General features: G+C 73.1%; 11 protein-coding genes. 3 read left to right on the forward strand and 8 right to left on the reverse strand.

Going from position 1 to position 14,380, the window contains the following annotated elements; genetic code table 11:
- Nucleotides 1–77 precede the first annotated feature (77 nt).
- Complete coding sequence (locus ROT00_RS16200; RefSeq protein WP_404776067.1) at nt 78–1,043, forward strand: response regulator transcription factor; 966 nt, start codon at nt 78–80, stop codon at nt 1,041–1,043.
- A 79-nt stretch (nt 1,044–1,122) separates the two neighbouring features.
- On the opposite strand, the gene ROT00_RS16205 is transcribed toward ROT00_RS16200, so the two are convergent.
- Complete coding sequence (locus ROT00_RS16205) at nt 1,123–2,610, reverse strand: glycosyltransferase family 2 protein (protein WP_404776068.1); 1,488 nt, start codon at nt 2,608–2,610, stop codon at nt 1,123–1,125.
- A gap of 153 nt (nt 2,611–2,763) precedes the next feature.
- Here ROT00_RS16205 and ROT00_RS16210 point away from each other — a divergent pair, with 153 nt between their 5' ends.
- Nucleotides 2,764–3,429: a hypothetical protein gene (locus tag ROT00_RS16210; protein ID WP_404776069.1), complete on the forward strand. Its 666-nt coding sequence runs from the start codon at nt 2,764–2,766 to the stop codon at nt 3,427–3,429.
- Between the two features lie 87 nt (nt 3,430–3,516).
- Here the strand turns inward: ROT00_RS16210 and ROT00_RS16215 are convergent, their stop codons facing one another.
- From ROT00_RS16215 to ROT00_RS16245, 7 genes are read right to left on the reverse strand one after another with little or no spacing between them, the layout of a single operon-like run.
- Entirely contained in the window at nt 3,517–4,659 is a 1,143-nt protein-coding gene (locus ROT00_RS16215) for a diguanylate cyclase domain-containing protein (protein ID WP_404776070.1), read from the reverse strand.
- Nucleotides 4,656–6,296, reverse strand: coding sequence for a sensor histidine kinase (locus ROT00_RS16220; RefSeq protein WP_404776071.1), 1,641 nt, complete (start codon nt 6,294–6,296; stop codon nt 4,656–4,658). The genes ROT00_RS16215 and ROT00_RS16220 overlap by 4 nt, the downstream gene beginning before the upstream one ends.
- Nucleotides 6,297–6,350: 54 nt before the next feature.
- Nucleotides 6,351–7,109 (reverse strand): SDR family NAD(P)-dependent oxidoreductase, encoded by a 759-nt coding sequence (locus tag ROT00_RS16225; protein ID WP_404776072.1) that lies wholly within the window; start codon nt 7,107–7,109, stop codon nt 6,351–6,353.
- Nucleotides 7,099–8,337 (reverse strand): ATP-NAD kinase family protein, encoded by a 1,239-nt coding sequence (locus ROT00_RS16230; protein WP_404776073.1) that lies wholly within the window; start codon nt 8,335–8,337, stop codon nt 7,099–7,101. The genes ROT00_RS16225 and ROT00_RS16230 overlap by 11 nt, the downstream gene beginning before the upstream one ends.
- Before the next feature lie 2 nt (nt 8,338–8,339).
- Nucleotides 8,340–9,968, reverse strand: a complete 1,629-nt coding sequence (gene gcvPB / locus ROT00_RS16235; protein WP_404776074.1) for an aminomethyl-transferring glycine dehydrogenase subunit GcvPB — start codon at nt 9,966–9,968, stop codon at nt 8,340–8,342.
- A complete protein-coding gene (gcvPA, locus tag ROT00_RS16240; RefSeq protein ID WP_404776075.1) occupies nt 9,965–11,377 on the reverse strand; it encodes an aminomethyl-transferring glycine dehydrogenase subunit GcvPA in 1,413 nt (470 codons plus the stop codon). The genes gcvPB and gcvPA overlap by 4 nt, the downstream gene beginning before the upstream one ends.
- A gap of 15 nt (nt 11,378–11,392) precedes the next feature.
- A complete protein-coding gene (locus tag ROT00_RS16245; RefSeq protein ID WP_404776076.1) occupies nt 11,393–13,465 on the reverse strand; it encodes a beta-galactosidase in 2,073 nt (690 codons plus the stop codon).
- A 177-nt stretch (nt 13,466–13,642) separates the two neighbouring features.
- On the opposite strand from ROT00_RS16245, the gene ROT00_RS16250 reads away from it, so the two are divergent.
- Nucleotides 13,643–14,299, forward strand: a complete 657-nt coding sequence (locus ROT00_RS16250) for a GntR family transcriptional regulator (RefSeq protein WP_404776077.1) — start codon at nt 13,643–13,645, stop codon at nt 14,297–14,299.
- Nucleotides 14,300–14,380 lie beyond the last annotated feature (81 nt).

The raw sequence follows: 14,380 nt of genomic DNA on the forward strand, positions 1-14,380 counted from the left end.
CTGGGCGACGGGACGCAGCGGGTCGAGAACGGACGAGGGCGACGGGACGCCCGGCGACGCAAGGAAGATCGGGGAACATGACGGCGAACCAGGCGAACGGCGAGCGCATCGCCGTGATCATCGAGGACGACCTCGACATCAGGCAGCTCCTCGTCGAGGTGCTGGAGCAGGGCGGCTTCGAGACGCACAGCGCGGGCAACGGCATCGACGGGATCGAGCTCGTGCGCAAGTACGAGCCCATCGTGACGACGCTCGACGTCAGCATGCCCGGCATCGACGGCTTCGAGGCGGCACGACGCCTCCGCGAGTTCAGCGGGACGTACCTGATCATGCTGACGGCGCTCGGCGAGGAGGCCGACACGCTGATCGGCCTGCAGTCCGGCGCCGACGACTACCTCGTGAAGCCGTTCCGGCCGCGCGAGCTGCGGGCCCGCATCGACGCGATGCTCCGCCGCCGCGAGCGGGAACGCGGGCCCGAGGTCGGATCCGGTGAGGGCGCGGCCGCGGCGGATGCCCCCGCGAGCGCCACGACGACGACGACCGCGTCTGATGCGAGCCCGTCCGGCACGCCCGCGGCGGGGCCCGCAGCGGATGCCGCAGCGGCGGCTCCGGCATCCGCCCCTGCACCGGCATCCGCCCCTGCACCGACGCCCGCCGCCGCGGGCGAGGACGTCGCGACCGCCCCGACGCCCGTCGCGGCGGGCGGGGACGACGACGGCTGGTACGAGCACCGCGGCCTCCGGCTCCAGCCGGACATGCACCTGGCCACGCTCGCGGGCGAGCAGTTGGAGCTCACACGCAGCGAGTTCGAGCTGCTGCGCCTGCTGATGAGCTCGGGCCGCCGGGTGCGGAGCAAGGCCGACCTCGCGCTCTCGCTCCGCGGCGAGAGCTACGTCACCTCGTACTACGTGAGCGACGCCGACAAGCGGGCGATCGAGGTGCACCTCGCGAACCTGCGGCGGAAGCTCGGCGAGAGCGCGACGCAGCCGAACTGGATCGAGACGGTGCGCGGCGTCGGCTACCGGATGACCGCGGAGGACTGAGCCCGCCCCGCGCCGCCCGGCGCACGAACGAACGGCCCGCCGGAGGAACCAGGCGGGCCGTTCGTCGTTCGGGGGAGGTTCAGACGCGGTAGCCGTGCTGACGGCGGACGAGTTTGCCGAACATGCCGAGCGTCTGCAGCACCGTGATCGTGCCGAGCACGGGCCAGCCGATCCAGAGGATCGAGGACTGCACGACGGGGCTGAGCTGCGTCCAGATCGCGACCATCGCGATGACGATCGCGAGCCCGACGAGGAGCGGGGTGAGGTAGGCGTGGCCGCCGCCGCGCTCGGCCTTCGCCTGCTCCGCCCAGTTGTCGACCTGCTTGCGGGAGGCGAACTTCACCCAGGCGCGGGCGAAGTGGCCGAGCCGGATCCACATGTAGACCTCGGCGGGCACGAGGAGCGCCGCGAACAGGATGTCCTTCGCCGTGCGGTTCTTCATCGAGAGCGCGATGCGCACGTTCAGCAGGATCGCGACGACCGGCGGGATCAGCCAGATCGGGCTGAACACGAAGGCGTTGATCGAGAGCGAGCCGGCGAGGAGCACCAGGAAGAGGATGCGGGTGACCGCGTTCGTGGCCATGGAGAGGTTCTCGAGCCAGCGCAGGCGCAGGTTCGGGTGGAGCGGCTGGCCCTTGGTGTCGCCGCGCTGGCCGGGCCACATGAGCTCGATGGCGCCGTAGTTCCACTTCACCTGCTGCGCGTCGAGCGAGCGGAGCGTCGTCATGCCGCCGACGTCGGCGCGGGCGCGGGCCGAGATCTTCGTGAGGTAGCCGGCGCTCTTGATCTGCAGCGAGAGCAGCGAGTCCTCGACCTCGCTGTCCTTCACCCACGGGGTCACCTGGCGGTTCGCGGTCATCGCGTCGCGCAGGGCCTTCGTGGAGAAGATCGAGTACTGCCCGCCGAGCACGGCCATGTTGCGGCCGCGCAGCATGTTCTGCATGTTGAACGCGGCGAACTGCGCGCGCTGCCCGGCGATGAGGAACGGCGCGACGACGCCGGTGAACGGGCGGTCGTCGATGGAGTAGATCGCCGAGATGCCGCCGATGCGGCTGTCCGAGGCGATCTCGGCCTCGAGGAACTCGACCGCCTGGGGGTCGGCGACCGTGTCCCCGTCGACGCCGAGCATGAAGTCCATGCCCTCGACGAGCGAGTAGCCGTAGTTCAGCGCGCCGACCTTCTTGTCGGGGTTCTCGCCGATGTCGTGGATGAACACCTCGGTGAACTGCTCGACGCCGTCGTCCTCGCGGACGTGCAGGCCGGCGAAGACGGCGGCTCGCTCGACCGTGCGGTCGGTCGAGTTGTTCACCACGACGTGGATGACGTCGGGCAGTCGGGTCTGCCCGAGGAGCGATTCGAGCACCTGCCCGATCGACTCCTCTTCGTTGTAGGCGGGGACGATGCATCCGATGCTCGCCCGTGACACCGTGATGGTGTCGACGACGGCGGCGAAATCATCGAACTGCGGAGCGACTTCGGGTATGTCGGTGTGCAGCGGCCGCGCTCGGGTCGCCGACACCGCGGCATCGGCCCCGGGGGTGGGCCGGTGGAGTGCGGTGTCGGTCATGACGTGGCCTTTCGTTCGACTTCGTGGGTATTCATCCGATGCAGCGTCCCCGCTCCAACACGACTGAGTCTGGCGGGCCGACCGCAGCGTCAGCCTGGGGATGCGATAGCGTCGGCTCAAGATCTGCTCAAGATTCGGGATTCTGGGGGACGGATGCGATCGAACGCGCGCGCACACGGCCGGATGCGACGGGCGGTCGCCGTCGTCGCCATCTCGGCCGCGGCCCTCACGACGGCCGGCTGCCAGGCTCCGCCCTGGCTGAACCCGACGGATGCCCCGGCCTCGACGCCGCCCGCGACGAGCGCCCCGCCGAAGCCCGTGCAGAACGATCTCGCCTCCGGATCGGCGACCCGCACGATGGAGGTCGGCGCGATCACCCTCACCGCGGACTACTGGTCGACCCTGTCGATGGACCGCTGGACGGCGGCGGCGCAGAAGCCGCTGACGTTCTCGCTCCGCTCGACGGTGACGCCGGCCGACGGGCAGAAGGTGTACCTCTCGCGCGTGACGGCGACCCCGGTGGTGCGCGCGGCGGACGGGAGCGAGCTGCCCGGCTTCGACCCGATCGTCGACCAGGCGACCGTCGCGCCCGGCTACCTCGTGCTCGACCCGTACACCTACAGCCAGACGTTCACGCTGCCGCCGCTCGATCCGGCCGCCGCGAGCGTCGAGCTGTCGATGCGGTACGAGCTGCTGCTGCAGTCGACGCCGACCTCGAGCGACTACGCGAAGCAGACCGCGGTCGACACGCTCGTGATCGCGATCGCCGGGGAGGGCGACGGGGCCGCCGCCGAGCCCTCACCGACGCCCGCCGACTGAGCCGTCAGAGCAGGCCGAGCCGTCCGAGCAGGCTGAGCCGTCCGAGCAGGCCGAGCCGTCAGAGCAGGCTCAGCGGGCCGAGCTCCGTCAGTCGGCGATCGCGTCGCCGCCGGATTCGCGCGCCCGCTCGACCGCCTCGCCCGAGGCCGCGACGAGGCGGTCGAAGTCGTACCCCTCGGCGTCACTGCCCGCCATGCCGATGCTCGCGGAGAGCCGCAGTCCGTCGGCCTCGACCATCGTCTGCTCGCCGATGCCGGCCTGCAGGGCGATCGCGGCGCGGCGGGCGTCGGCCATCCGCGGGAACGGGGCGACCACGAGCAGTTCGCCGCCGCCGTCGATCGCGCCGACCGCCGCGGTCGGCGGGGCGTAGCGGCGCACCGCGGCGGTGAACCGGTCGGCGAGCGCGGCGCTCGCGGAGCGGCCGAACGCCGTGTTGATCGCCTCGACCTCGTCGAGCCCGACGCGGAGGAACACGAGCTGGTCGTCGTGGAAGTTCGCGCGCTCGAGCTGGTCCTCGACGAGCCGGCGCATCGCCGGCGGTGCCAGCACCTCGCCCTCCGCCCAGTGGGCGCCGTCGCCGCCGCCCTCGGCGGGGCGATCGGAGCGGAGGATGACGAGGCTCACCGTCATCACGATGATGAGCGTCATCATCACGAAGGCGGAGGCCTCGCTGCCGAAGAAGGTGCGGAAGAGCGTGTCCCCCGGGCCGACCAGCAGGAACGCGGCCGTGCGGAAGGCGTAGTACAGCGCGACGACGATGAACGAGACGGTGAGCCCGCGCGCCGCCCAGTGGCTGCGCATCGGGCGGCGGAGCGACTCGGCCGCGCCGAGCGCCGAGAAGGCGGCGAGCGCGAAGAAGAGCGGCAGCGCGCCGGCCCAGTCGCCGCCGTCGGGGCCCTCGGCGACCACGGCGACGCCCGCCGCGGTCGCCGCCACGAGCGGCACCCACAGCAGATCGTTCCGTGCGTTGAAGGCGCGGGCGCCCGACCAGAGCAGCCCGGCAGTGAGCACCATCGCGCCGTTGCCGACGCCGACCGCCCACCAAGCGCCCGGCACGAGGATCCACACCGCGTAGGAGATCGAGGTGAGCATCCCGCCCATGAAGGAGACGGCCCAGAGCCGACCGGCGGCGTCGGGACGGCGCAGCACGGTGTCGAGGATGAACATCAGGCCCGCGATGATCGTCACGGTGCTCGTCGCGAGCTGGACGGTGTACAGGTCGATCGTCATGCGTCCTCCGGGCCCGCGACGGGCAGCGTCACGATGACCGTCGTGCCGCTGCCCTCCTCGCTGTCGATGTGGATCTCCCCGCCGTGGCGCTCGACGAGCTCACGGGCGATGCCGAGGCCGAGGCCGCTGCCGTGCACCGTGCCCTGGCGCACCCCGCCCGAACGGAAGAAGCGCTCGAACACCTTCGGCAGCTCCGCCTCCGGGATGCCGATGCCGGTGTCGCGCACGACCAGCCACGCCATCCCGTCGTCGACGGTGGCGCCGACCATCACCTCGCCGCCCTGCCGGTTGTACTTCACCGCGTTCGAGACGAGGTTGTCGACGACCTGCCGCAGGCGGAAGCCGTCGGCGCGGACGACCGCCTCGTCGGCCGTCGTGATGACGAGCCGGATGTCCCGCTCGTCGGCCCGGGCCTGCGCGGCCTCGACGGCGTCCCGGAGGATCCCGTGCAGGTCGACGGGGGCGAGGGCGAGGGGCACCGGCGCCTCGGCCCGCTTCGCGGACTGCAGGATCGAGGCGATGAGCTCGAGCATCCGGTCGCCGTTGCGCTGCATGATCTCGAGGTTTCGGCGGACGTTCGCCGGGAGCTCCTCGGCGTCGAGCGAGAGGTCGATGTAGCCGAGCACCGAGGTCATCGGCGTGCGCAGCTCATGGGAGACGGAGGCGACGAGATCGTCGCGGGCGCGCACCGCGTTCCGCTCGTCCGTGATGTCGCGCGCGACGAGCACGCTGCCCTCGAGACCGCCGTCCTCGTCGTACAGGCGCCGCGCGGTCACCGACACGGCGCGGAGTTCGCTGCCGCCGTCGGGGATCCACGTCACCTCGTCGTCGAACTCCTGGCCGGCGGCGGCGCGGTTGAAGGGCAGCTCCGCCGGGCTGAGCGGAGTGGCCCGGTCGGCGGCGAAGGCGACGCCGTCGCGCGCGGCGTCGGGGTCGGCGACGTCGAGGCCGTAGAGCTTCGCGTACGCCGTGTTCATGACGCCGCCGCGACCGTCGCGGTCGAGCCGCACGACGCCGAAGTCGACGGCGTTCAGCACCTCGGCGAGACGCTGCTCCTGCTTGTTCGCCCGCCGGAGGGCGCGTTCGAGCTGCTTCGCCTGCGTGCGCAGGAGCACCCGCTGCGCACCGGCCCGGCGCGAGCTCAGCACCGTGCTCGTGGCGATGAAGCTGAGCGCGATCGGCAGCAGCACGACGGAGGGCACGCTGATCGGGGTGAACGCGCGGTCGCCGACGATCTCGGAGATCCAGACCAGCACGGAGGAGGTCGACACGGCGATGATCGCGCCGGTCAGGCCGAAGTAGCTCGCGAGCCAGATCGTCGGGAAGAACCAGAGGAGCCCGACGCCGGCCGCCGGCTCGGCGATGCGGATGAGGCCGACCGCGAGGATGTCGACGATGGGCAGCGCCATCACGAGGCCGCGCGGGAAGCGGTGCCACGGGACGATGATCGCGACGCCGGTCGCGCCGAACACGATGGCGACCGCGACGATCGCGAGCGGCTTCGTGAGGGCCGCAGGCGAGAAGAGCAGCAGCGTGAACACGGCGGTCACGAGGACCGCGCCGAAGAGGAGCTGCGAGAGGACGACGGAACGGTCGAACGTGGCGCCGGCGCGCCGCGACTCCCCCGGTCCCGACATGCTCAGAGCCTAGCGCCCCGGATGCGCGCTCCCGTGCGCATCCGGGGCCGCGCCTCAGGCGATGCCGCCGCCGTCGACGACGAGCGCCGAGCCGGTCACGTAGCTCGATTCGTCGCTCGCGAGCCAGACGACCGCCGAGGCGATCTCGCGCGGCTCGCCCATGCGGCGCAGCGGACGGTCGGCGGCCTCGGCGAGGAAGCCGTCCTCCGCCTGCCCGAGCTGGCGCGCCTCCTCGCGGAGCATGCCCGTGTTGACGTCGCCCGGGTTCACCGAGTTCACCCGGATGCCCTGCGGGCCGTGGTCGATCGCGAGCGCCCGGGTCATGTTCACCACCGCGCCCTTCGAGGCGCAGTAGGAGATCGCCTGGCCGCCGCCCTTCAGCCCCCAACCGGAGCCGGTGTTCACGATCGAGCCGCCGCCCGCCGCCGCCATCACCGGCACGACGTGCTTGCACATGAGGAAGATGGAGCGGACGTTCACCCCGAACACCCGGTCCCACTCCTCGACCGTGGTCTCGACGGCGGTGGTGCGGCGGATGATCCCCGCGTTGTTGAACACCACGTTCACCCCGCCGAACGCCGCCTGCGTCTCGCGGACGACCCGGTCGATGTCGGCTTCGCTCGAGACGTCGGCGGCGATCGCGATCGCCTCCCCTCCCGCCTCGCGGATCTCCTCCGCGACGCGCTCGGCGGCGGCGCCGTCGAGGTCGACGACGGCGACCTTCGCGCCCTCGGCCGCGAGGGCGAGCGAGGACGCGCGGCCGATGCCGCCCGCGCCGCCGGTGACGATGGCCTGCTTGTTCTCAAGGCGCATGGCCTTCTCCTTCGGTTCGCGAGGCGAGGGATGCCTCGACGTCTGGTGCGTTGACAGGGTAGATGCTGCTCGCGCCCGGCCCGGTGACGACGCGGACGAAGCCGGCGAGGGCGCGGTCGAGCTCGGGGTCGCCGGTGTCGACGAGGAGCGGACGGCCGTGCAGCTCGACGAGCTTCTGCTCGGGTGCGACCACGAGGAGCGGCTCGTCGCCGATGGCTCGGAGCACGCGGGCGGAGAGCTGCTGGTTGCCGCGGCCGAGGAGGAAGCCCTGGCCGCCGATGACCGAGACGACGGCGCGCGCGGGCCCCGCCGCGACCTCCTCGAGCAGCTCCGCCTCGCTCGCGGCCGCCCGCAGCAGCCGACCGTCGAGCACGACGTCGACCCCGAGCCGCGTCTTCGGCACCCCGAGCCACCGGGCGAGCTCGGCGGTGGTGCCGCCGGGGCCGAGCAGGTAGCGGACGCCCGGCTGCATCGCCCGGACCGCCCCGGCCGCCGCGGCGACGACCGCGGCCGCCTCGCTCGTCGGCGTCGCCGCCTTGCGCGCCTGCGTCCGCCCGCGGTGCACGGGGACCGGCAGTGCGGCGTGCAGTCGCGGTTCGACGCGGCCACGGCGCAGCTCGTCCTCGTCGAGGTCGAGCACCTCCCGCTCCTCGATCGGCAGCCCGCCGTCGAGCCAGCTCGCGGCGAGCGCGCCCGCCGCGCGCGGGCTGACGGCGAAGACCGGCGAGTACATCTTGACGCCCGCGGGGATGCCGAGGGCCGCGGTCCCCGCACCGGCCGCATCGGGCCCGGCCGCGTCGAGCCCGGTCGCGTCGAGCCCGGTGGCGACGTCGCGCGCGGTGCCGTCGCCCCCGGCGAACAGCACGAGCCCGGCACCGGCGGCGACGAGCTCGCGCACGGCCCGCGCGGTGTCGGCCGGGGTGGTCGCGGCCGCGGGGCGGAAGACGACCCGCGGCACGAGTCCGGCGGCCCGCACCGCGTCCTCGCCCATCGCCCCGGCGGCGGTGAGCACCTCGAGCGGGCCGGCCGGGGCATCCGCACCCGGTCCGGCGTCAGATCCGGCCGACGCCGCCTCGCGGAGGAGCTCGAGCGCGAGCCGCGCCCGCTCCCCCGCCCGTGGTCGCGCGCCCCGCGCGGCCGCGCGCGCCTGCACGTCGGCCCCGTCGGAGCCGGCGAGCCCGGCGGGCCCGCCGACCCCGGCGACGGGGTTCACCACGAGGCCGAGCACGGTCAGGCGGCCGGCGCGTCGACCGCGGGCGCCGCCGCGGCCGGGGCGGTCCGGGCCGCCACCTCGGGGTACTTCCGCAGGTACGCCCGCCAAGTGACGGCCCAGCGCTCGGGGTCGTCGAGATCGTCGTGGTGGGTGTGGTGGACGCTCTGCCGGTGCGGCGCCGTACGCACGAGCTCGGGGGTCTCCCGGGCCTCGCGCGCGACCTCGGCGAGCGCGGCGACGTACTCGTCGAGCTCCGACTTCGAGTACGACTCGGTCGGCTCGAGCGTGAACGGCTGCGGCACGACGTAGGGGTGGTGGCTCGTCCAGTAGTGCATGCCGAAGTCCGACATCCGCACGCCGATCTCCTCCGAGCTGATGCCCGTCTCCTCGAACAGCTCCTGCCAGGAGTACCGCACCTGCTCGATGCGACGGCGGCCGGTCGCGTACGGCGCCGAGGCTCCGGGGATCTCGAGCACCTTCGCGAGGAGGTAGTTGTTGTTCAGCACCGCGGTCTCGGCCGCGGCGAGGAGCCCCTCCGCGCCGAGCGCCATGATCCAGGCGTAGGCGCGCACGAGGTTCGGCACGACGCCGAAGAACGGCGCGACGGTGCCGATCGACTGAGGTCCTGCCTCGCGCACCTCGAAGCGGGCGTCGTCGCCCTCGCCCCGGACGATCCGCGGGCCGGGCAGGAACGGCGCGAGCGCCTCGCTCACCGCGTTCGCACCGGAGCCCGGGCCGCCGCAGCCGTGCGGCGTCGAGAACGTCTTGTGCAGGTTGAAGTGGCATACGTCGAAGCCGGCGTCGCGGGCGCGGGTGATGCCGAGGATGCCGTTCGCGTTCGCCTGGTCGTAGGAGGCGAGGGCGCCGACGGCGTGCGCGGCATCCACCCAGTCCTTGATCGCCGGGTTGTAGATGCCCGTGTCCTCGGGGTTCGTGACCATGATCGCCGCCGTGCGGGGCGACAGCGCCGCCTTCAGCGCGGCGAGATCGGGGTAGCCCTCGGCATCCGGGTGGATCGTGATGACCTCGTAGCCCGCGGCCTTCGCGGCAGCGGCGTTCGAGGGGTGGCTGAAGATCGTCGTGATGACCTCGCGACGCTGCTCCCCCTCGCCGTTCGCCTCGTGGTAGGCGCGGATCATGGCGATGTTCGCCCAGATCGCGGCCGAGCCGCCCTGGGTCTGCAGCGAGACCTCGGCCATGCCGGAGATCTCCGCGAGCATCCGCTCGAGCCGCCACACGATCTCGAGCACGCCCTGCGCGTCGGCCGGGTCCTGCAACGGGTGCATCTCGGTGAGCTGCGGCACCGAGACGAGCTGGTCGTTGATCTTCGGCGAGTACTTCATCGTGCAGGTGCCCTGGCCGATGTCGACGTTGAGGTCGGCGCCCAGGTTCTCCTGGGAGAGGCGGAGGTAGTGCTTCAGCACCCGCATCTGGGCGAGCTCGGGCAGCGCGGGCGGCGCCTCCCGACGGAGCCCGGCCGGCAGCTCGGCGAGCACGTCGCCGACGGCGTCGCGGACGCCCGGCTCGACGGCCGGCACCAGCACCCCGCGTTCGCCCGGGGTCGACAGCTCGAAGATGACGGGCTCGTCCCAGCGGGCCTGGTGGAACCGGCGGATGGCGGGCTTCGGGGCGATGGGGAGGCTCATGCGCGCTGCTCCTTCGGGGTCTGGCGGTCGGAGGCGGTGCCGCTCGCGGCGGCGAGGGATGCGGCGAGCCGGTCGATGTCGTCCTGGCTCGTGAGCTCGGTGACGCAGACGAGCAGCAGGTGCTCGCCGACGACGACGCCGGGCTCGATGCCCTCGGCGCGGAGCGCGGCGACGAGCTCGGCCGCGGTGCGCCCGGTGCCGGACACGTCGATCGTGAACTCGCGCAGGTGCAGGGCGTCGTCGCCGAGGCGGACGCCCGGCACGGCGGCGAGCCGCTGCTGGGCGTAGCGGGTGCGGGCGAGCAGCAGCTCGCCGAGCTCGGCCATGCCGCGCGGGCCCATCAGCGCGAGGTAGACGCCCGCGGCGATGCCCCACAGCGCGGCCGCGGTGCCGACCCATTCCTTCCCCTCTTCGCGTCGAGCGAAGGAGGTGCGCTCGTAGGCGACGTCGCCGAAGCCGACCTCGCCGGGCACGTCGGTCGTCGCGAGCCCGAAGAGCCGCGAGGGCAGCTCCATGACGAGCGGCTCGTCGTCGGCCACGGCGATGAAGCCGCCGTGCGCACCGCCGTACCAGGGGTGCAGTCCGAGCGACTGGATGTCGCCGCAGACGATGTCGGCGCCCTGCTCGGCGGGCGGGGTGAGCACGCCGTAGCCGATCGGGTCGGTGCCGACGACGAGCAGCGCCCCCGCGTCGTGGGCCGCCGCGGCGAGCGCGGGCAGCGCCGCCTCGACGGCGCCCGTGGCGCTCGGCGTCTCGACCCAGATCGCGGCGACGTCGTCGCCGAGGCGGGCGACGGCGGCCGCGACGTCGGCGGTGCCGCCGCTCGTCGGGACGGGCTCGAGGTCGAGGTGCACGCGGACGAAGTCGTGCACCTTCGAGTGCTTCTCCGGCAGCACGTCGCTCACGACGAGCACGCGGCGGCGGCCGGTGAGCCGGCCGGCCATCGCGAGCGCGGTCGCGGTCGCCTGGTAGCCGTCGTAGGTCGGCACGTTCACGACGTCCATCGCGAGGAGCTCGGCCATGAGCGACTGGTACTGGAACAGCGCCTGGAACCGGCCGTGGTCCTCGTAGGGCTCGCCAGCGTAGGCGGTCAGGAACTCGCTCCGGTTGATCACCTCGTCGACGACGGCGGGCACGTAGTGGCGGTAGGTGCCGTGGCCGAGGAAGCTCAGCCGGTCCTCCGTCGAGCGGTTCTTCGCGAGGAGCCCGCGAACGTGCCGCGCGAGGTCCTGCTCGGCGAGGAGCGGAGCGGGGAGGTCGAGCGGCCGGTCGAGGCGGAGCTCGTCCGGCACGTCGGCGTAGAACTCGTCGACGGATGCCGCGCCGACGGCGTCGAGCATCGCGCGGCGCACCTCAGGCGCGGAGTTGGGCAGGTACGGGTGCACGAAGGCAGCCGATGACTCGGTCATGTGGGTCCTCAGTCGTCAGTCGTCGGGGTCGGTGATGGTGATGAACGGCGGCTCGGCGGCGCGCGGGGTCGCGAGCACGGCGGCGCCGAAGCGGGGCAGGGTGAGCGCGCGGCCGGTCGGCGTGCCGTCGCCGAGCAGATCGCGCGCACCCGGGGGCACGTCGACGGTGAGCTCCTCGCGCCCGTGGTTCAGCACGAAGGTGTAGTCGGTGTCGGCGTCGGCCCGGGTGACGGCCTCGAGCATCGTGTCGATGCGGGCGCGGGCGGGCAGCCCGGCCGCCGCGAGCACCTCGCGGAAGAGGGCGACGAGCCCCGCGGGCTCGAGCACGCAGCTCACGTACCAGGCCGCGCCGGTCGAGGCATCCGCCCGCCGCTGGGTGATCGCGGGCCGCCCCGCGAGCTCGCCCGAGGCGTAGCCGGCGATCGTCTCCGCGTCGACCGGTTCGAGCCATTCGCCCCAGATCGGTGCCTCGAACGTCGCGCCGCCCGGGAGGGCGACGCGCTCGGCCCGGCCGTCGGCGACGGGCCAGACCTCGTCGACCTCGACGCCGAGGAGTCCGCGCAGCGGGCCGGGGGCGCCGCCGTCGTGGACGTGCTCGTTCGGGTCGACGACGCCGGAGAACGGCCCGACGACGAGCTGCCCGCCGCGGGCGACGAACGCGGCGAGCGCGGCGGCCTGCTCGGCGTCGGCGACGTAGAGGTTCGGCACGACGACGAGCTCGTAGTCGTCGAAGGGCCCGGTCGCCCGGACCGTGTCGACGGGATGCCCGAGGGCGTGCAGCGCGGCGTGCCAGGCGCGGGCCTGCGCGAGCCAGTTCAGCCGCTGCGAGGGCAGCGACTCCGTCGCCGAGCTCCCCCACCACGAGTCGGCGTCGACGACGAGCGCGATCCTCGAGCGCACCCGGGTGCCGCGCACGGGCTCGAGTCGGCGGAGCTCAGCGCCGAACGCCTTCGCCTCCCGGAAGGTGCGGGAGCGCTCGCCGCGGTGGCCGAGCATCGCCGAGTGGAACTTCTCCTGGCCGTACTTCGCCTGCCGCCACTGGAAGCACATCGCCCCGTCGGAGCCGTGCGCGATGGCCTGCAGGCTGCCGACGCGCATCTGGCCCGGGGCCTTCGGCACGTTGACCTCCCGCCAGCTCACGCCGCTCGGCGCCTGCTCGAGGAGCAGCCAGGGCCGCCCGCCCTTCAGCGAGCGCATGGAGCCGTAGTTCAGCGCCGCGTGGACGTGCGCCTCGGGGTCGGCGGGGTCGGGGTAGGCGTCATCGGTGACGAGGTCCTCGACGGCGGCGAAGTCCCAGTAGTCGAGGTCGCGCAGGAGGCTCATGAAGTTCGTCGTGACGGCGATGTCGGGGGTGATCTCGCGGAGCACGTCGATCTCGAGCTGGAAGAGCTCGAGCAGTGCGTCGGAGGAGAAGCGCTCGAAGTCGAGCAGCTGCGTCGGGTTCACGGGGCCGGTCGCGCGCCGCGGGGGCTCGATCTGGTCCCACGCGGTGTAGCGCTGGCCCCAGACGTTCACGCCCCAGGCCGCGTTCAGCCCGTCGAGCCCGCCGTAGCGCGCCTCGAGCCAGCGGCGGAAGTGCCGGGCCGACTCGGGGCACCAGCAGCGGGAGACGTGGTCGCCGTACTCGTTCGAGACGTGCCAGAGCGCGAGGCCGGGGTGCGCGCCGTAGCGCTCGGCCATGGCCCGGGTCATCCGCGCGACGTGCTCGCGCCAGACCGGCGAGCTCGGGCAGTAGGCCTGCCGGGAGCCGAACTCGAGCCGCTGGCCGTCCTCGTTCCAGGGCAGCATCTCCGGGTGGCTGCGGACGAGCCAGGCGGGCGGCGTCGCCGTCGCGGTCGCGAGGTCGATGCGGATGCCGGCGTCGGTCAGGATCTCGAGCACCCGGTCGAGCCAGCCCCACTCGTAGACCCCGGGGGCGACCTCGAGCTGCGGCCAGCTGAAGACCGGCAGGCTCACGAGGTTCACCCCGGCCTCGCGCATGAGCCGGGCGTCGTCGAGCCAGACCTCCTCCGACCATTGGTCGGGGTTGTAGTCGCCGCCGTAGGCGAGCGCGTCGAGTCGGATGCCGCGGGGCGCGTCGTCTGCCACGCCTGCTCCTCTCTGAGTGGGTCGGTCCAGGTCGGGTGCCGCCTGGTCGATCGGCTGTACACCTCGGTCTGCAGAATGTATTCTGTATACACACCGTAAACCGGATGCCGGAACCGGTCAAGCCCTGCACCACCCCCTAGGCTTGCCCGCGACGGCCGAACGGCCCGGAGGGCGAAGATGGCGATCGAACGCAAGAACCTGCGCTCGCAGGTGCGCGAGGAGCTCCTCGCGCGCATGCGCGCCGGCGCGGTGCAGCCCGGCGAGGGCATCAACGAGGTGCAGCTCGCCGCCGAGCTCGGCGTCAGCCGCACCCCGCTCCGCGAGGCGCTCATCGCGCTCGAGAGCGAGGGCCAGATCTCGAGCGAGAACGGCAAGGGCTTCCGCTTCATGCCGCTGAGCGCGAGCGAGTTCGAGGAGCTCGCACCGGTGCTCGCCGCGCTCGAGAGCCTCGCCCTCGAGCTCAGCCCCGTCGCGGAGCTGCAGCGCATCGGCGTCCGCCTCGCCGCCCTCGCCGCCGAGTTCGACCAGGAGCTCGTCGAGCACGCCTTCGTCGTCACGAAGGACGACGAGTGGCACGGCATCATGCTCTCGGCCTGCCCGAACCAGCGCCTCCTCGACGTCATCTCGAGCGTGCGCGGCTCGTTCCACCGGTACGAGTCGCTCCTCGTGCCGAACGACGCGATGGTCGGGCGCGTCGCCGCCGAGCACGCCGCGATCGCCGAGCGCCTCGTCGCCGGCGACGTGCCCGGGGCCGTGACGGCGCTCAAGGTCAACTGGATGCACGGCATGCGACGCATCCTTGAGAACGCCTCCAGCCCGTACTTCACCGCCTGACCCTCGCCTCGCCCCCGGCATCCTCGAACCTCCCCGCCCGCGCCATCCGCGCCGTCCGCGCCATCCGCGCCATCCGCCCCG

It is taken from the genome of Agromyces mediolanus (genome assembly GCF_044917495.1).
Taxonomy (GTDB): Bacteria; Actinomycetota; Actinomycetes; order Actinomycetales; family Microbacteriaceae; genus Agromyces; species Agromyces mediolanus_B.

Bases quoted from the DNA above. Each gene is read 5' to 3' on its own strand.
- ROT00_RS16200 (WP_404776067.1), top strand. From the start codon at position 78: ATGACGGCGAACCAGGCGAACGGCGAGCGCATCGCCGTGATCATCGAG.
- ROT00_RS16205 (WP_404776068.1), bottom strand. From the start codon at position 2,610: ATGACCGACACCGCACTCCACCGGCCCACCCCCGGGGCCGATGCCGCG.
- ROT00_RS16210 (WP_404776069.1), top strand. From the start codon at position 2,764: ATGCGATCGAACGCGCGCGCACACGGCCGGATGCGACGGGCGGTCGCC.
- ROT00_RS16215 (WP_404776070.1), bottom strand. From the start codon at position 4,659: ATGACGATCGACCTGTACACCGTCCAGCTCGCGACGAGCACCGTGACG.
- ROT00_RS16220 (WP_404776071.1), bottom strand. From the start codon at position 6,296: ATGTCGGGACCGGGGGAGTCGCGGCGCGCCGGCGCCACGTTCGACCGT.
- ROT00_RS16225 (WP_404776072.1), bottom strand. From the start codon at position 7,109: ATGCGCCTTGAGAACAAGCAGGCCATCGTCACCGGCGGCGCGGGCGGC.
- gcvPB (WP_404776074.1), bottom strand. From the start codon at position 9,968: ATGAGCCTCCCCATCGCCCCGAAGCCCGCCATCCGCCGGTTCCACCAG.
- gcvPA (WP_404776075.1), bottom strand. From the start codon at position 11,377: ATGACCGAGTCATCGGCTGCCTTCGTGCACCCGTACCTGCCCAACTCC.
- ROT00_RS16250 (WP_404776077.1), top strand. From the start codon at position 13,643: ATGGCGATCGAACGCAAGAACCTGCGCTCGCAGGTGCGCGAGGAGCTC.